The following is a 16022-nucleotide window of genomic DNA, read 5'->3' as shown; positions in this document are numbered from 1 at the left end:
CGGCTCTACAGTGTTGGGATATAGCGGTTTTTTCGGTGATGTCGCGGATATCACGCCTTACATTGCCAGCCTGCCGGATCCGAACAAGACCTACTCAATGACTGACTTGACAATTCTGTCGGCGAATGTAGGAACCCTTAGTGCCACTGCGCCGGGCCTGGCTTCTCAGCATTGTTCTCGCGAACAGGTCCTTGGCGGCTGGGGTATGTACATCATCTACGAAAGCTCGCTTGATACCTATAAGAACCTGGTCATCTATGAGGGATTTGACCGCAGTCAGAACGAATTGACCACCCGTACCGTCAGCGGGCTGTTCGTGCCCACCACCTTCGGAGCCAAAACCTCTGTCCTGGCCTGGGAGGGCGACGAGACCCTGAACGTCAACTACGCGAGCGGCGTGGCCGAGTCACTGAGCTTCGGGGCCGGACAGCCGCCCTCGGCCATTACCAACACCTTTAACCTGGGTGGAACGGGGACGACGCCCAGAAGCGGCATCTTCAACAGCACCATCAGTACCGGCGGTAGCTCCGGGCCCACCGCGGCAGATGCAGGGCGTGACGACGCTTTCGGTGTGGATTTCGACACCTTCGATGTCACCACCAAAACGTCGTCCGGGGCCACCTCCGGCACCTTGAACATCCAGGGCAGTCAGGATCTGTTCTACATCAGCAGCGTGGCCCTCATGATCGCTGGCGGCGTCGATGACCTGTCACTGACCAAGACCGTGAGCAACGCCACGCCCATTCAGGGCAGTACCATCACCTACACCATTACGCTGCATAACGATGGCCCTGACCCTTCTGCCGGACCTGGCGTTCCCACCGAGAACGTGGAGGTAAAGGATGTCCTGCCGGCCGGAGTGACCTATGTCAGCTCCTCAGCCGCTGCCGGCACTTACGACCCGGCCACGGGAATCTGGAGCGTTCTGAGCCCCATAGCGGGCGAGGCAACCACCCTGACGATCACCGCGACGGCCACAGGTGCTGGCCCGATCACGAACGTCGCAGAGGTCATCTCGTCCCCGCAACCGGACAGCGATTCGAAAACGGACAACGGCGTGACGACCGAAGACGATTACGCCAGCGTGACGGTAGTGATTCCCAGCGCGGATCTGGGCATTACCAAGACCGGCAAGGCCTTCGTTCAACCCGGCGAGACCATCACGTACACGCTGACCGTCACCAACGGAGGCCCGACCGCCGCGTCGGCTGTCGCCGTGACCGACACGCTTCCCGCCGGTGTCGCCTTCGTCAGTAGCGTGCCTGCACCCGGCAGCGTCAGCGGTCAGACGCTCAGCTGGGACTTCGCGGATCTCGCGGCCAACGCCACGCAGGTCATCACGGTCACGGCCACTACGCCGACCACCGCGACCCTGGCAAGCACGCCGGCAGTCCGTAGCTTCACGAACACCGCGTCGGTCAGCAGCGCCACCACGGACCCCGTGTCCAGTAACAACAGCGCCGCCGCGTCCACGAACACGGTCTACGGCAACCTGATCAAGGAGGTCCGCAACGTCACGAAGGGCACCGCGTTCGGGACGTCCGGTGGCGGCCTGCCGGGCGAGATTCTGGAGTACTGCGTCGGTTTCGAGAACCTGGGCGGCGCGGCCCTGCCGAACTTCGTGATCGTGGATCACGTGCCCGGGAGCACGAACGCCCTGACCACCGCCTACGACGCGGATGAAGGCAGCGCCATCACTGGCTTCGGCGTGAAGCTCACGCGCAGCACGCTCACCTCATACCTCAGCAGCGACGCTGACACGGACGGCGGCAGCCTGACCACCACAGGCGGCACATTCACGCGCGGCACCATGACGGTCTCGCTGGGCACCCTGGCGTCCGGCGAGTCTGGCCGCACCTGCTTCCAGACCACCATCCGCTGATCGGTTCATAGCTGGTACGGACGCCGGTGGAATGGGTTACCAAAACCGTTCCGTCCGGGTGACGGCGAACACGCGCAGAGCTGTTCTGCTGATGGGCACTACAATTGCGGGCATGTCGGCTCAGGCGCGTGGTGTGGTTCTTCTGGTTCTGGTGACGTGCCTGTGGGGCAGCACCTTCGCGGTCGTGAAGACCCTGGGCGAGCTGCTGCCCCCGCCGGTCCTGATCGCGTGGCGGTTTCTGATCGCGTCGGTGGCGCTGCTGCCGCTGCTTCTGATCCGCCGGCCTGCCTGGACGCCCCGGCCGGACGCTCCGGGCGCCTGGCAGCGGGGTTCGCTGTGGCGGGACGGCGCGGTGCTGGGCGCGTGGCTGATCGCCGGGTACGGCACGCAGACCACCGCGCTTCTGACCACTACCGCGAACAGGGCGGCGTTTTTCACGGCGCTCAGTGTGGTACTGGTGCCGGTGTGGTTGATGGTCTCGCAGCGTCGCCGCATGCCCACGCTGCTGTGGGCGGCGCTGCCGCTGGCGGTGCTGGGGCTGGGCCTGCTGTCCTGGGAGGGCGGCACCCTGGTCGCCGGGGACATCTGGGCGCTGGCCTGCGCGTTCACATACGCGGGGTTCATCGTGACGCTCGAACGCATGGCGCACCGGCACGCGGCTCTGCCGTTCACGCTGGTGCAGGTGCTGGGTGTCACGGCCCTGGCGTGGGCCTGGGCGCTGGTGGCCGCGCCGGGTTCATTGTGGCCCCCGGCGGGCGCGTGGGCGCCGCTGCTGTACCTGGGCGTGATCGCCACGGCCGCCACGACCCTGATGCAGACGGTCGGGCAACGCACGGTCAATGCAGCCGGTGCCAGCCTGATCTACGCACTGGAGCCGGTCACGGCCACGCTGTTCAGCTTCCTGCTGATCGGAGAGCAGGTGGGTCTGCGCGGCGCGCTGGGAGGACTGCTGGTGGTTGCGGCGACCGTCCTGAGCCAGCGGGACGGAGGCAACCAGTCGTCCGAACCGCACGCGGAAGCGCCCGCCGTGCAGGTGCAGTAGCGGGCGCAGGGAGCTGCCGGGTGTGGCCTCATACGGACTGCCGCTCCATTCCACCACAGTCGGAAAAGCGCCGTCTGTGGCTTCATACCGCGAAACCCGTATTTGTTCCTACTCGCGTCCGCTCGGATTGATTCAAAACTGCAGCGAATCAATCGGAATCCGTATCAGCGGGCCTGGTCAGGAATCAGCAGGGTTTTCAGGGCTCGGCTGCCGCTCCAGACGCCACGCAGGTTGCTCTGCAACGCCGAGTCGCGCACGCCCCTGTACACGGCCTCCGGCAGGCTGGCCGACGGGTACGTGGCGCGCGTGCCGCTGGCGTCCACACGCACGTCCATCGGGAAACCCAGGGCCAGCGTGGAGATCAGCAGGCCGCCCAGCAGAAACCCACCCAGCGCGCCTACACCCAGGTGCCAGGGTTGTTCCAGCGGCGCGGGAATCAGGCGGCCGGTGGCGATGGCCAGCCCCACGCCCAGCAGCGCGGCGATCACCACTGCCCCAGGCGCCCCGGTGGCCAGGGAGTTCGCCAGGAAGCAAATGGCGACGCCACCCACGCCCCAGACCAGTCCGGCGAGTCCGCGCCGGGCACCAAGGGCAGTGAACACGGCCCAGAGGGTCACGAGCAGGGCATCAAACCAGGTGATCACGCGGGTCAGTCTAGCGGGTCGGGACTTACAGGTTTCTGCATCTGTGCCCGCCGCCTGCGGGCGGGTAGGTCGGCCCTGGGAACATGGGGGGCTGCGCTGCGTTGATGCGGGACGGGGTGGCCTACACTGCGGGCATGATTCGCGTGTTGCTCGTGGACGATCACGCGCTGTTCCGTCAGGGACTGCGCAGCCTGCTGGAATCCGAGGGGATGCGCGTCATCGGTGAGGCCGCCAACGGACGGGAGGCGATCCGCTACGCAGCCGATACGCACCCGGACGTTATCCTGATGGACATTCAGATGCCGGAGCTCGATGGGGTCAAGGCCACCCAGAGCATCCTGGAAATCGACCCGGCGGCGCGGGTGATCATGATCACCATGTACCGCCAGGACCGGTACGTGTTCGAGGCCGTCAAGGCCGGAGCGCGCGGGTACGTGCTCAAGGACGCCGACGCGACCACCCTGCTCGACGTGATCCGGCGGGTCGCTGCGGGTGAGGCGCTGCTGGACCCCGATATGGCCCAGAACGTCCTGGATGACTTCCGCGATAAGCGCGAGGAGTTGCCTACCGAGAAGCACGCCGACCTGAATGAGCGCGAGACCATGATCCTGAAACTGCTGGCGCAGGGCTTCTCGAACCAGGACATCGCGCTGCGCCTCGACATCAGTGAGAAGACGGTCCGCAACCGCCTCAGCGAGATCTTCACGAAGCTGCAACTGAACAACCGCACGCAGGCGGCGCTGTACGCCATCCGCGAGGGAATCGCGAACCTCGAATGAGCCGCCCGGAGGTGGCCGCGCCCGTGACCTTCCGCGCCGGGTGCAGCCGCGAGTGGGTGATCGGGAGTGCCGAAGCGGACCTCGCGTACACCGATCAGGCGTTCCCGGAGTGCCCGGTGTGCCCGCACCGCGTGGAACCGGACGGGGGGCCTCCGTTCTGCACGCTGCGCCCGGTGGGCACGGCGCACCCTTTCGCGTCGCTGGCCGGACTGATCCTTCCGGACTGATACGGACTGAGGTTGATTCCCTGCACTTCTGAATCAATCCGACCGCATGCGAGCAGGAATAACAGACGCCCCTGAGCGGTGTGTGGCCTCAGGGGGGCGCTTTTCAGGCTGTGGTGGAATGGAGCGGAATCCGTATCAGGGGGACATTTAACCGCTCGGTAAGGTGCAGCATGAAGGGTGCCTGAGTCCCCCGGAAAGCTCTTTGACAGCCGGCCCGCCAGCATGTCAAGTAGCCGTTTGAATATCACTTCAAAACGCGACTGGGAGCGCCTTCGGTGCGTGCTATGCTGACCCGTAACAGGTCTTAAAAGAAGGCCGAGAAGGGGTTCCAGCCGCCACGTGGCGGGGAAGTACAGGCCACTTCACGCTGAGGGAGAGGGAACGTGGAAAGAAACGACGCTGTCATGCCCTGGGTCGCCATCGTGTGCGCGGCCATCATGTGGATCATCCTGCTGTTCCTGTTCAACAAGGAAACGGCGCCTGAACCTGTGGTGGTCGATCCTGCGGTCGTGGCGAACATCAGTAAGGAATACCCGACGCTCGGGAAGACGCTCTTTGAACAGACGGCCGGATGCGCCGGCTGTCACGGTCTGCAGGGTCAGGGTGGGGTGGGCCCCAAACTGGCTGGTGACACGAAGATCCTCACGGATCCGGTGTACGTGCACACCATCATCACCAAGGGGAAGGGCGGCATGCCGGCTTTCCCGCAACTCAAGGACAACGAGGTCTACGCGGTCGCCAATTACGTCCTGAACTCCTGGGGCAACAAGTCCGAGGAACTGCTGACGCCCGCCCTGGTTGCCGAAGGGCAGTCCAAGGTTGACCCGGCCGTGCTGAAAAACCGTAGCCGCTTCGTTCCCGAGGACCTCAAACTGCCCGAGATCTTCCTGGGCACGTTCATCCTGGTGCTGCTCACCTACGGCCTGATCGGTCTGTACAGCGTCTGGGCTGAAGGGATGGAACTGACTCCCGGCATTCACAAGGTCCGCTCGACCCCGCTGGCCACGCTGGGCATACTGACGACCCTGGGGCTGAGCATCCTGTTCAGTGTGCTGTTCGTGCGCCAGATGGTCACGGATTACGCCGGGTGGGGCGCCAAGGAGCCGGTCATGCCCAACGTGACCGCCGAGGGCTTCTATGCTGCCATGATCCTGCTGCTGATCGGTGCGAGCATCGGGCTGTACAAGAAGTACTTCATGGACGGCGAGGTGCTGGCCGAGGACGCCAGCGGCGAATTCCCCTGGTAAGTGGCCCCCGGCTGCTCACCGCCCCCGCCAAGAGGCTTAGCCCAGAGGTTTGAATCATGACCCGTTACAAGAAACAGGACCCCGAGATCACACGCCGGAAATTCATCAACGTCGCCATGGGCACCACTGCTGCTGTCGGCACGGTCAGCCTCGTCAGCGCGCTGGGAACCGCCAACCCGGTCTTTCGCCTGACGCCCGATAAGGCCCCGCCCGTCAAGGGTGACGTGCTCGTGCACGCCTCGGAAAGCAAGGAAGGCCAGATCATCAAGGTCAGTGACCTGAGCGATCAGCTGGTACGCGCCTGGCCTATGGGGAAGGACAAGGACGGTAATAACGTCATCCGCAAGGGCGAACCGAACAACATTCTGGCCCTGTACCGCTTCCCGAAAGGGCAGCTCGTGGAACCCACCAAACTGGACGCCACGGTGAACGGCGAGATCGTCGCGTACAGCGACATCTGCACGCACGCCGGCTGTTCCGTGGCCGACAGCGACCAGGGCGACGGCATGAAATGCCCCTGCCACTCCGGTCAGTACGACCCTAAACGCGGCTGCAAGGTCATCGGCGGGCCGCCTCCCCGCCCGCTGGCGCAGCTGCCCATCAAGCTCGAAGGCGATCAACTGGTCGTGGCGGATTTCTTCGCCAGCATGCCCTACCCGTTCCTCAGTGAAACGGAGTGGGAAAAATTCAAGAAGGAAGTGGAGGAGCAGCTCGCATGAACCAGTGGCTTGACGACCGCCTGCACATCTCGCGCCTGAACGACAAGTTTCTGCGCAAAGCCTTCCCGGTGCATCACTCCTTCTTCCTGGGAGAGATCACGCTGTTCAGCCTGATTGTGCTGATCCTGACCGGCATCCTGCTGGCCCTGTCGTACGAGCCCAGCAACTCGCTGGTCGTGAACACCTTCGATCCCGGCACGGTCACCAAGCCTAATCTGGTGCCCGCCGCCTACCACTCGGCGCTGAAGATCAACGCCATGCCCTTCGGGGACATGCTGCGGCGCGTCCACCACTGGATGGCGAACATCATGGTCGCGGCCGCCGTGATTCACATGATGCGCATCTACTTCACGGGTGCTTTCAAGAAACCGCGTGAAATCAACTGGTGGATCGGGATGCTGCTGCTGATCTTCTCGGCGCTGACCGCCGTCACCGGCTACATCCTGCCGTACGACAATTACGCTTACAACACCGTCAAGGTCGTGTACGCCATCACCGGGTCCATTCCCTGGGTGGGCGAGTGGGTTGCGCAGGCTGCCTTCGCCGGCAAGTTCCCTGGCGCCGGGATCATCCCACGCATCTACGGCTACCACATCATGCTGCTGCCCGGCATCCTGCTGGCCCTGACCGGCGCGCACATGCTGCTGATGATCAAGCAGAAGCACACGCAGCCTCAGTACGCCAAGCGCGTCGCCTACAAGAAGATCGTGGGCGTGCCCTTTATGACACAGCAGACGCCCATCATGCTGGTGCTGGCGTTGCTGTTGACCGGTCTGGTCATGCTGTTCGCGGCCTTCATTCCGGTTCACCCCGTCGAGTTCTTCGGCCCGCCCAGCACCACACCCATCAATAACATCAAACCCGACTGGTACCTGCTGTGGGTGTTCGGCGCTCTGGCGATTATTCCCAGCTTCGAATGGCACCTGTTCGGTGGCTTGATCGGCGCTGAATTCGTGGGTGCACTGGTGCTGCCGGGCATCGTCATGGCCCTGATGTTCGCCGTACCCATGCTGGACCGCACCACCGAGCACCAGTACTACGCCGAGAACCCCACCAACCACCCGGTCAGGCTGGCGGCCGGTGTCGCGTTCTTCGCCATGATGATCGTCCTGTCCGTCGCCGGGTACAAGCCCGAACTGATCAGCTCGGGCCTGCTGACCACCGGCAACGCCAACACCATCCTGTGGATCCTGACCCTGCTTGTGCCGGCCGTGTCGTACTTCGCCGTGATCGGCATCGTACGCGGCATCCGCGCCCTGCGTGAAGCGGACGAGCGCGAAAGCCTGGCCCACGCCCACGCCGACGACTGAACCACCCTGCACTGCTCTCCGCCCCGGCCCGCGCCGGGGCGGACATTTTTAATGGCTGGCGCGGTCATACGAACTGCCGTCTGTTCCGTTCATAACCCGGGACAATACCGGGTTGCCAACTCCACGCCTGGAGTCCTCTCTGCTCCTCCTCGCGTCTGCCCGGATAGAATGGCTTGCAACAACGGTCCGGCCAAGTCCGTATGATACGGATTCCGATTGATTCGGTGAAGTTCTGAATCAATCCGAGCGGACGCGAGGAGGAACAGCAGACGCCCCTTCGCGGTATGGAGCCGCAGACGGCGCTTTCCCGACTGTGGTGGAATAGAGCGGCAGTCCGTATGAGAGGGGCCTGCTGATACGGGCGTTGTATGAGCCCCGGCCCTGTGCTTGAACCCGTGCTTGAATGGGCCGCATGGATCAACTGGCCCGCCACCTGAGTCTGCGTGCTCGTCAGCTGGGGCTGGCTGGCCTGCCGCCCGCTGACGCCCCTGCCGAGACCCTGGCAGAACTGGCCCGTGACACCCTGCTCGAACTGATCGCGCGCGGACTGTTGCCTGACCCGGACCCGCAGCCGGGTTGCTGGAGTGCCCCCAGGTCCGGACTGCACTGACCAGGGGGGTGACGGCATCAACAACGCCGCCCCGATCAGGAGGCGGCGTGAAACGTGAACGCGCTGATTCCCGGCTGGTATCAGGCCTGCACGCGGGGTGTATTGGGGATGTCCGCGGCGGGCGTGTCGCCCTGTCGGGTTCCGGCAGCGTACCCGACCTGAGCCCCGAACTGCCAGGCCAGTTTGACCATGAACTGAATGGCATCTTCGTCGTTCGAGCTGATCAGGGTCCGCAGGTGCTCCGGCAGTCCATCCGGAAGGGGCATGGTGCGGAGCTGCTCGCCGTACTCGCTGCGGAGCTGCTCGAACCACTCGGCATACGGGTTCGTCATGACTCCATCTTAACAGCGAGGCGCTCAAGGAATGTAAGCGGCGTAGCAGGCACGCCTGCTTGCATAGGCCACGGGGCGGACACTTCTACGGACTGCTGTCTGTTTCGCTGGCCCCTACACCATCACCGGATTTGCCACCCAATGCGCGCAAACCGCCATTCTGCTGCTCGCTTCTGCTGCTCGCTGGGCGGCGCAGCTCTGCGAGTCCACTCAGATGGAACGGTTCTAGCGCACCACCTTACCGGAGTCGGTGTGATTTGCTTTCCAGGCACTTTTTTATTGCCTGAATGGTAGTACGCTTCACGCATGACCGCGACCACCACCCCCGAACAGTCCGGCGGCGTTCCCGCCCGTGAAATCAGCATCAGCGAATTTGGCGCGCAGAGGGCCCAGGGCATCCTTGCCAGTAGCGGTAAGGAGAACGCCGGGGTGCGTGTGTTCATCAAGAGCGGTGGTTGCAGTGGCTACCAGTACGGCATGGCCATCGATGACCGCGAGCTCGAAGGCGACCTGATTGTCGTGGACCGCGGTATCAAGCTGCTCGTGGACCGCATGAGCCTGCCCCTGCTGCGCGGCAGTGAGGTGGATTTCGTCGAGAACATGATGGGCGGCGGGTTCACGGTGAACAACCCCAACGCCACGTCCGCCTGTGGGTGCGGCTCGTCTTTCCGTACCGACAGCGCGCAGTCCCCGGACGGCGAAGGCAGCGGCGGCTGCTCCAGCCACTAAGTACACTGCGTTTATCTTGTAGATAAACCGCGCGGAGCGCGTAGCAGAAGAAAGTACGTTGGAGCGGGAATGGAGAGGTTCCGGCGCTTTCCCGGAATCTCGCAATGTTAGCTTCAACGTACTTAACCCCCACACCGACCCACCGTACTGAATATCCTGAAGGTCAGGCGACCCGAATCCTCCGTTGGTTCGGGTTGTTCGCCTGTCTGTGCCTAGGTGTAAGGGCCGAGAGGAGCAGGTCAATGCGTTCACGCAAACGCAACGGGAAAAAGTTCTCTTGACTCAGCTTTAATGAGCTCTATACTGACGCTCATCATTCAAGGCAAGGGGCAGCACCATCAGCCTGGAGTCCAGGGAGGCTAGTTATGAAGAAGACCTTTGCCCTTACCGTATTTCTGCTCGGCGGCGCGCTCGCCGGGCCTGCGAACAACAGCCTCGTGGTGGGTACCTCGCAGGAGCCGCCGAACATCTATGATCCCTGGAACACCAACAACCTCTCTATCACCAGCGAGATCAACGGGTACCTGGGTGCCAGTCTGATCCAGCTCGATGATAACGGTGAGGCCAGCGCCGACATCGCCACCCGCGTGCCCAGCATCGCCAACGGCGACTACAAGATCGTCAAGGACGCCAAGGGCGATGTGGTCCGCAACAGCGTCACGTACACCATCCGCAAGGACGCCAAGTGGAGCGACGGCACGCCCATCAAGGTCGCGGACTTTCAGTTCTGGCTGAAACTGGAGAACGACGACCGCGTGCCTGTGCCCGACCGTGAACCCTGGAACCGCGCCAAGATCACGGCCGCCGACACCGACACCTTCACCATCACCTACGAGCCGCCGTACCTGTTCGCGGACCAGACCAGCCCCGGTCTGGCCCCCAGTCACGTCATGGGCGCCGCGTGGAACGCCTTCGACGCCAAGACCAAGAACGAGAAAGACGCCAAGGTCACCAGCGAGGAGTGGAAGAAGTTCCTCTCGGCGTACACCACCGCCCGTAACCTGCCCAAGGTCGTGGCCGGGCCCTTCAAGCCCACCGCGTGGCGCAGTGGGAACAGCCTGACCCTGACCCGCAACACCAACTACTGGGGCCAGCCGAAGAACCTCGACAACTACGTCAAGACCGTCACGTACCGCTTCATCCCGAACACCAACACCCTGAAAGTCAACATCCTGTCCGGCCAGCTCGACGCCCTCGGCACCGTGGGTCTGACCTTCGACCAGGGCGTGGATCTGGCCCGCAGCGAACGCGGGAAGTTCAAGACCTACTTCGTGCCCGGCGCCGTCTGGGAGCACATCGACATCAACACGCGCGGCCAGCGTTCCAAGGACCTGGACCTCGACGATCCCCGCATGCGTCAGGGGCTGCTGTACGCCATTGACCGTGACGCGCTGACCAAGGCGCTGTTCCAGGGCCGTCAGGCCGTCTCGAACAGCTGGATCGGGCCGATCAGTAAGCTGTACAAGAAAGACGTCAACGACTACAACTACAGCCCGTCCAAGGCCAAGGCCCTGTTCACCGCGGTCGGCTGGACGCCCGGCAGTGACGGCATCCTGCAGAAGGGCGGCAAGAAACTCACCCTGAACTTCTCCACGACCGCCGGCAACACCACCCGCGAGCGCGTGCAGCAGATCCTGCAGTCCCAGTGGAAGGCCGTGGGCGTGCAGGTCAACATTCAGAACTACCCCTCCAGCGTGATCTTTGGGCCGGACTTCCTGAGTAAAGGTGAAACTGGCAAGTGGGACATGGCCATGTACGCCTGGTCCAACAACCCCATCTTCGAGGAAGGCAACCTGTTCAAGGCGTCCGGTATTCCTACCGCCGCGAACGGCTACTCGGGACAGAACAACTCCGGCTGGAACAACGCCGAGTTCAGTAAGCTGCAGACTCAGGCCAAGACTGAATTCAACCAGGCCGACCGCATCAAGCTGTTCGACCGGATGCAGACCATCTGGAACGCCGAGGTTCCCTCGCTGCCGCTGTACTTCCGCGTGAACACCTACACCAAGGTTCCGGGACTCGTGAACTACACCTTCAGCGCCTACACGCAGTACCCCAGCTGGAACGCCGCCAAGATCGGCTGGGCCAGCAAGGGCGCCGTCGAGGAATACAAGCAGAAATAAACGCCAGCGGGCGGGGCCACTGCACGTGGACCGCCCGGCACCTGGCGCGGGAGGGAAGGCACACACGCTTTCCCTCCCGCCCCGTTTGTCAGGAGTTCGAACATGGGAACCTACGCACTACGACGAGTGATTCAGATGATTCCGCTGCTGCTGGTGATCAGCCTGGTGATTTTTGGTCTGACCGCCCTGCAACCCGGCGACCCGGTCGATCAGATGGTGTTTGGGAACAGCAACATCACCCCCGAGGACATTGCCCGCCTGCGCGCCGCGTACGGCCTGGACCAGCCCTGGATCACCCGCTACTTCTTCTGGTTGCAGCAGGCCGTGACCGGGAACTTCGGGTACTCGCAGGACTTCGGGATTCCCGCGCTGGAGTACATCTTCCAGAACCGCCTGCCGAACACGCTGCTGCTGACCGTGCCCGCCCTGGTGATCAGCACCCTGATCGCCGTGCCGCTGGGCATTTTCAGTGCGGTGCGGCAGTACTCGGTGCTGGATTACCTGCTGACCTTCTTCGCGTTCGTGGCGGTCAGCGCCCCGGTGTTCTGGGTGGGTGCGCTGGCCCTGTATTTCTTCGCCATTTCCCTGCCGCAGCTGACGGGCGGGCTGCTGTCCCTGCCGCCCGGCGGTCTGGGCGGCGACATGCCCGCAGAGGCCGGCTGGTGGGCGGTGACACTCGACCGCCTGAAGTACCTGCTGCTGCCGCTGATGGTCCTGATGCTGCGCGAGATTGCCGTGACCATGCGCTTCATGCGCGCCAACATGCTTGAAACCCTCACGCAGGACTACGTGCGCACCGCGCGCGCCAAGGGACTGGCGGACCGCCGGGTGCTGTACAAGCACGCCCTGCGCAACGCCGTGACGCCCATCGTGACCCTCATGGGCCTGAGCATCCCGGGCCTGTTCGGCGGGGCCGTCATCACGGAGACCGTGTTCTCCTGGCCGGGCATGGGCAAGGCCATTCTGGACGCGCTGGTCACCAAGGACTTCAACGTGGTCATGGTCTGCCTGATGATGCTGGCCGTGCTGACCGTGGTGTTCCAGCTGCTGACCGACCTCGCCTACGCCCTCGTCGATCCCCGGATCCGGTACTCCTAAAGGACGGCTGCCATGACCACCGCTGTACCCACCCCAGCCACCCGGCCCGCCAGGAGCCGCTCGACCATGCAGATCGCCCTGCGCCGACTGCGCCGCCACAAGGCCGCCATGATCAGCCTGATGGTCATCGTCGCGCTGATCCTGATGGCCATCTTCGCGTCGCTGATCGCCCCGTACGACCCGAACACCCAGGACCTGGAAGGCATCTACTCACCGCCCAGTTCGCAGCACCTGCTGGGCCAGGACAGCCTGGGCCGCGACCTGCTGTCCCGCATCATCTACGGCAGTCGCGTCAGCTTGATCGTGGGCTTCACCGTGGCCATCTTCAGCGTCGGTCTGGGCACCGTCATGGGCCTGCTGTCCGGCTTTCTGGGCGGGCTGGTCGACACGGTCATCAGCCGCTTTATCGAACTGATGCTGTCCATCCCGGAGTTGCCTCTGCTACTGACCCTCAGCGCCCTGCTGCTCGCCAGTGACGCCCCGGCCCTCGTGGCGCTGCGCCAGACGCCGAACGCCAGCGTGTTCATCATCATCGGGATCTTCACGTTCTTCGGCTGGATGGGCACCGCCCGCCTGGTGCGCGGCGAGGTCCTGAAACTCAAGAACCTGGAGTACGTGGACGCAGCCCGCGCGCTCGGGGCCCGCAACGCCCGCATCATGTTCCGTCACCTCGTGCCGAACGTGGTAGCCGTGATCATCGTGAACGGCACCCTGGCCGTGGGCGGCGCGATCCTGGGCGAGGCGGCCCTGTCGTTCCTGGGTTTCGGCATCCAGCCGCCGGTCAGCACCTGGGGCAACATGCTCTCCAACGCCAACGAGGTCGTGCTGGAGCACCCGTACCTGGCGTTCTGGCCCGGACTGGCGATCCTGATGACGGTGCTGTCATTCAACTTCCTGGGAGACGGTCTGCGCGACGCCTTCGACCCCAAGAGCCGCCTGTAACGCCCAGTTGTGCTCCCGGCCCCCGCCCTTGCGGGGGTTCTTTCCTGTCGGGGCGCGCCGCATCGCGTATCCTGCGGACGTGATCGTTCTTGGTATTGACCCCGGACTCGCCAACCTCGGCCTGGGGCTGGTGGAAGGAGATGTCCGCAAGGCCCGGCACCTGCATCACGTGTGCCTGACCACTGAGAGCGCCTGGATCATGCCGCGCCGCCTGCAGTACCTGCACGCCGAGGTCAGCCGCCTGATCGCGGAGTACCGCCCGGACGCGGTCGCCATCGAGGATCAGATTCTGCGCCGTCAGGCGGACGTGGCCTTCAAGGTCGGGCAGGCGTTCGGGGTGGTGCAGCTGGCCTGCGCGCAGGCAGGCGTGCCGGTTCACAAGTACGGCCCCATGCAGGTCAAGCAGTCCCTGGTCGGAACGGGCCGCGCCGACAAGGAGCAGGTGATTTACATGGTCAAGGCCAGCCTGGGCATCCGCGAACTGTTCAACAACCACGCCGCCGACGCCCTGGCCCTGGCCCTGACGCACCTGGCGAGCGCGTCCATGCAGACCCGCACCGCGCAGGCTCAGGCCGGACTCGTCCGGTCCCGCTGAAAGGTCCCGGGGGCGCCGCTTGCCCCCCTTACTGCTGGTGTCGGTGGCCGTCACGTTCGCGTCGTTGTGGGTGGTGAACGGAAGAGGCGGCAGGCCGTGCGATTTGTTCGCCGTCCCCTGATAGCCTCCCTGTGGTTGCAGCCCTGGGGTTACAGCGTTTCGTGCGCGGTCTGCCCGTCCACCCAGTGCTGGCTGTCCTCGTCCGCTTCATGTTTCCAGACTGGAACGTGCAGCTTCAGGTGCTCGATAAGGAAATCGCAGGCTTCCAGTGCAGCGCGGCGGTGCGGGCTCGCCACACCGATCAGGATGCTGGCCTCGCCCGGCAGTAGGCGCCCCACCCGGTGTTGAAGGAACACGCGCAGGTCGCCGTACTGCTCGCGGGCAGTGTCGGCGGCCCCCTGCATGACCCTGCGTGCCATGGGGGCGTACCCCTCGTATTCGATGAACTCCACGGTCCGGCCCTTGTTGGGACTGCGGACGGTGCCCACGAAGTACGCCTGCGCGCCGTACTCGGGTTTGACCAGGAAGGCGTCGGCCGTCTCCAGTCGCAGGGGAGCGGCGGTGACCTCGCAGTGGGTCTGCACGTCGCCTGCTGGCCCGTCGTCTGCCGGAGCACTGGCTGAGGGGGCACCGGTTGAGGGCGTCGTCGTTGGTTCGCCGGAACCGCCGGCCACCGGAGGCAGGAAGGCCAGTTCCGCTCCGGGGCTCAGAACGGTATCCGGTGAGGCGTAAGTCTCGTTCACGGCGGTCATGCAGCCCCCGAGGCTGATCCCGAACCGTGCTTCGAGCAGTTGTGCGACGGCGCGCACGTCACTGCCTTCAGCGACCTCCAGGCTCAGGTATTCGACGCCGGTTTCCCGCTTCAGGCGGGCAAAAAACACCACATTCAGCTGCATGGTCAGAGGCTACCACGCGCCTTTCACCGGAGCTGCCCTCACCGGGCGGGCGGCGCCTGCCGGATCGGTCAGCAGAATCTGTACGCCCGCTCCAATGAGGGGTGGGCAGGGCTGCCGTCCAGAACACCATTCGGGGACTGGAAAGCCAGCGTGAAGGGTGGGCTGGGCGGGGGGTGTTGACAGATGGGCCGGGGACCTGTATCTTTTCTGAGCCTCAAGCGAGGCGCGATGCATGACAAGCGAGTGTGAAAGAGCGAGAGAAACGCGATATAACCGCGCTCCACGCTAAAGCCCCCCACCCATCCGGGTGACGGCGGTCAGGCGAGGAGACGCATAGGAAAGATGGGTCAAGATACTAAGGGTCCACGGTGGATGCCCTGGCACTGGAGCCGATGAAGGACGCGATTACCTGCGAAAAGCCTGGGCGAGCTGGAGATACGCTTTGACCCCAGGATATCCGAATGGGGAAACCCACCCGCTTGCGGGTACCCACTGATGTGGGAGGGAACTCAGGGAACTGAAACATCTCAGTACCTGAAGGAGAAGAAAGAGACATCGATTCCCCTAGTAGCGGCGAGCGAACCGGGATCAGCCCAAACCAGAGGGTTTACCCTCTGGGGTTGTAGGACCACTTTTTACGATTCAGCCACTCAAGTCGAACCTGCTGGAAAGCAGGACCAAAGAGGGTGACAGTCCTGTAGATGAACGACTGGCTGACGGTAGTGGCACCTGAGTAGGTCGTTGTTCGTGAAACGATGACTGAATCCGCGCGGACCACCGCGCAAGGCTAAATACTCCCAGTGACCGATAGCGCATAGTACCGTGAGGGAAAGGTGAAAAGAACCCC

General features: G+C 63.9%; 16 protein-coding genes and 1 rRNA gene. 14 read left to right on the top strand and 3 right to left on the bottom strand.

What is annotated here, in order from left to right; genetic code table 11:
* Positions 1–205: 205 nt before the first annotated feature.
* A complete protein-coding gene (locus QZ271_RS07685; protein WP_291430164.1) occupies positions 206–1882 on the top strand; it encodes a DUF11 domain-containing protein in 1677 nt (558 codons plus the stop codon).
* Positions 1883–1994: 112 nt separating this feature from the next.
* Positions 1995–2924, top strand: coding sequence for a DMT family transporter (locus tag QZ271_RS07680; protein WP_291430162.1), 930 nt, complete (start codon positions 1995–1997; stop codon positions 2922–2924).
* A 164-nt stretch (positions 2925–3088) separates the two neighbouring features.
* On the opposite strand, the gene QZ271_RS07675 is transcribed toward QZ271_RS07680, so the two are convergent.
* Positions 3089–3568: a hypothetical protein gene (locus QZ271_RS07675; RefSeq protein WP_291430160.1), complete on the bottom strand. Its 480-nt coding sequence runs from the start codon at positions 3566–3568 to the stop codon at positions 3089–3091.
* A gap of 134 nt (positions 3569–3702) precedes the next feature.
* On the opposite strand from QZ271_RS07675, the gene QZ271_RS07670 reads away from it, so the two are divergent.
* The 6 genes from QZ271_RS07670 to QZ271_RS07645 all read left to right on the top strand — a co-directional run bounded on the left by QZ271_RS07670 (position 3703) and on the right by QZ271_RS07645 (position 8460).
* The gene (locus tag QZ271_RS07670) at positions 3703–4347 is read left to right on the top strand and encodes a response regulator transcription factor (protein ID WP_291430158.1); all 645 of its coding nucleotides are present in this window, start codon (positions 3703–3705) and stop codon (positions 4345–4347) included.
* Entirely contained in the window at positions 4344–4574 is a 231-nt protein-coding gene (locus QZ271_RS07665; protein WP_291430156.1) for a hypothetical protein, read from the top strand. Before QZ271_RS07670 ends, QZ271_RS07665 begins: the two co-directional genes overlap by 4 nt.
* 383 nt (positions 4575–4957) lie before the next feature.
* Positions 4958–5821, top strand: a complete 864-nt coding sequence (locus tag QZ271_RS07660) for a cytochrome c (RefSeq protein ID WP_291430154.1) — start codon at positions 4958–4960, stop codon at positions 5819–5821.
* A 56-nt stretch (positions 5822–5877) separates the two neighbouring features.
* The gene (locus QZ271_RS07655; RefSeq protein WP_291430152.1) at positions 5878–6540 is read left to right on the top strand and encodes a ubiquinol-cytochrome c reductase iron-sulfur subunit; all 663 of its coding nucleotides are present in this window, start codon (positions 5878–5880) and stop codon (positions 6538–6540) included.
* Complete coding sequence (locus QZ271_RS07650; protein WP_291430149.1) at positions 6537–7850, top strand: cytochrome bc complex cytochrome b subunit; 1314 nt, start codon at positions 6537–6539, stop codon at positions 7848–7850. Before QZ271_RS07655 ends, QZ271_RS07650 begins: the two co-directional genes overlap by 4 nt.
* A gap of 412 nt (positions 7851–8262) precedes the next feature.
* Positions 8263–8460 carry a hypothetical protein gene (locus tag QZ271_RS07645; protein ID WP_291430147.1) on the top strand — a complete coding sequence of 66 codons (198 nt, stop codon included), beginning with the start codon at positions 8263–8265 and terminating at the stop codon, positions 8458–8460.
* A gap of 80 nt (positions 8461–8540) precedes the next feature.
* On the opposite strand, the gene QZ271_RS07640 is transcribed toward QZ271_RS07645, so the two are convergent.
* Positions 8541–8792 carry a DdrH gene (locus QZ271_RS07640; protein WP_291430145.1) on the bottom strand — a complete coding sequence of 84 codons (252 nt, stop codon included), beginning with the start codon at positions 8790–8792 and terminating at the stop codon, positions 8541–8543.
* A 306-nt stretch (positions 8793–9098) separates the two neighbouring features.
* Here QZ271_RS07640 and QZ271_RS07635 point away from each other — a divergent pair, with 306 nt between their 5' ends.
* The 5 genes from QZ271_RS07635 to ruvC all read left to right on the top strand — a co-directional run bounded on the left by QZ271_RS07635 (position 9099) and on the right by ruvC (position 14279).
* Entirely contained in the window at positions 9099–9521 is a 423-nt protein-coding gene (locus QZ271_RS07635; protein WP_291430142.1) for an iron-sulfur cluster assembly accessory protein, read from the top strand.
* Between the two features lie 365 nt (positions 9522–9886).
* On the top strand, positions 9887–11644 hold the full coding sequence (locus QZ271_RS07630) for a peptide ABC transporter substrate-binding protein (RefSeq protein WP_291430140.1): 1758 nt from the start codon (positions 9887–9889) through the stop codon (positions 11642–11644).
* Positions 11645–11746: 102 nt separating this feature from the next.
* A complete protein-coding gene (locus tag QZ271_RS07625; RefSeq protein ID WP_291430138.1) occupies positions 11747–12742 on the top strand; it encodes an ABC transporter permease in 996 nt (331 codons plus the stop codon).
* Between the two features lie 12 nt (positions 12743–12754).
* On the top strand, positions 12755–13684 hold the full coding sequence (locus QZ271_RS07620; protein ID WP_291430136.1) for an ABC transporter permease: 930 nt from the start codon (positions 12755–12757) through the stop codon (positions 13682–13684).
* A gap of 79 nt (positions 13685–13763) precedes the next feature.
* Positions 13764–14279 (top strand): crossover junction endodeoxyribonuclease RuvC, encoded by a 516-nt coding sequence (gene ruvC / locus QZ271_RS07615; protein ID WP_291430134.1) that lies wholly within the window; start codon positions 13764–13766, stop codon positions 14277–14279.
* A gap of 149 nt (positions 14280–14428) precedes the next feature.
* Here ruvC and QZ271_RS07610 read toward each other — a convergent pair whose 3' ends face one another.
* Positions 14429–15175, bottom strand: a complete 747-nt coding sequence (locus tag QZ271_RS07610) for a molybdenum cofactor biosynthesis protein MoaE (protein WP_291430132.1) — start codon at positions 15173–15175, stop codon at positions 14429–14431.
* A gap of 345 nt (positions 15176–15520) precedes the next feature.
* Here QZ271_RS07610 and QZ271_RS07605 point away from each other — a divergent pair.
* Positions 15521–16022, top strand: a 23S ribosomal RNA gene (locus QZ271_RS07605); the annotation flags it as partial.

Origin of the sequence: Deinococcus sp. (assembly GCF_018260555.1) — a bacterium.
Taxonomy (GTDB): domain Bacteria; phylum Deinococcota; class Deinococci; order Deinococcales; family Deinococcaceae; genus Deinococcus.
The sequence above is the reverse complement of the archived record's forward strand: the minus strand, read 5'-3'. Positions and strand labels throughout refer to the sequence as shown.

What these genes read in the sequence shown, in the direction of transcription:
- QZ271_RS07685 (WP_291430164.1), top strand. Translation starts at nt 206, where the DNA reads ATGTACATCATCTACGAAAGCTCGCTTGATACCTATAAGAACCTGGTC.
- QZ271_RS07680 (WP_291430162.1), top strand. Translation starts at nt 1,995, where the DNA reads ATGTCGGCTCAGGCGCGTGGTGTGGTTCTTCTGGTTCTGGTGACGTGC.
- QZ271_RS07670 (WP_291430158.1), top strand. Translation starts at nt 3,703, where the DNA reads ATGATTCGCGTGTTGCTCGTGGACGATCACGCGCTGTTCCGTCAGGGA.
- QZ271_RS07665 (WP_291430156.1), top strand. Translation starts at nt 4,344, where the DNA reads ATGAGCCGCCCGGAGGTGGCCGCGCCCGTGACCTTCCGCGCCGGGTGC.
- QZ271_RS07655 (WP_291430152.1), top strand. Translation starts at nt 5,878, where the DNA reads ATGACCCGTTACAAGAAACAGGACCCCGAGATCACACGCCGGAAATTC.
- QZ271_RS07650 (WP_291430149.1), top strand. Translation starts at nt 6,537, where the DNA reads ATGAACCAGTGGCTTGACGACCGCCTGCACATCTCGCGCCTGAACGAC.
- QZ271_RS07645 (WP_291430147.1), top strand. Translation starts at nt 8,263, where the DNA reads ATGGATCAACTGGCCCGCCACCTGAGTCTGCGTGCTCGTCAGCTGGGG.
- QZ271_RS07640 (WP_291430145.1), bottom strand. Translation starts at nt 8,792, where the DNA reads ATGACGAACCCGTATGCCGAGTGGTTCGAGCAGCTCCGCAGCGAGTAC.
- QZ271_RS07635 (WP_291430142.1), top strand. Translation starts at nt 9,099, where the DNA reads ATGACCGCGACCACCACCCCCGAACAGTCCGGCGGCGTTCCCGCCCGT.
- QZ271_RS07630 (WP_291430140.1), top strand. Translation starts at nt 9,887, where the DNA reads ATGAAGAAGACCTTTGCCCTTACCGTATTTCTGCTCGGCGGCGCGCTC.
- QZ271_RS07625 (WP_291430138.1), top strand. Translation starts at nt 11,747, where the DNA reads ATGGGAACCTACGCACTACGACGAGTGATTCAGATGATTCCGCTGCTG.
- QZ271_RS07620 (WP_291430136.1), top strand. Translation starts at nt 12,755, where the DNA reads ATGACCACCGCTGTACCCACCCCAGCCACCCGGCCCGCCAGGAGCCGC.
- QZ271_RS07610 (WP_291430132.1), bottom strand. Translation starts at nt 15,175, where the DNA reads ATGCAGCTGAATGTGGTGTTTTTTGCCCGCCTGAAGCGGGAAACCGGC.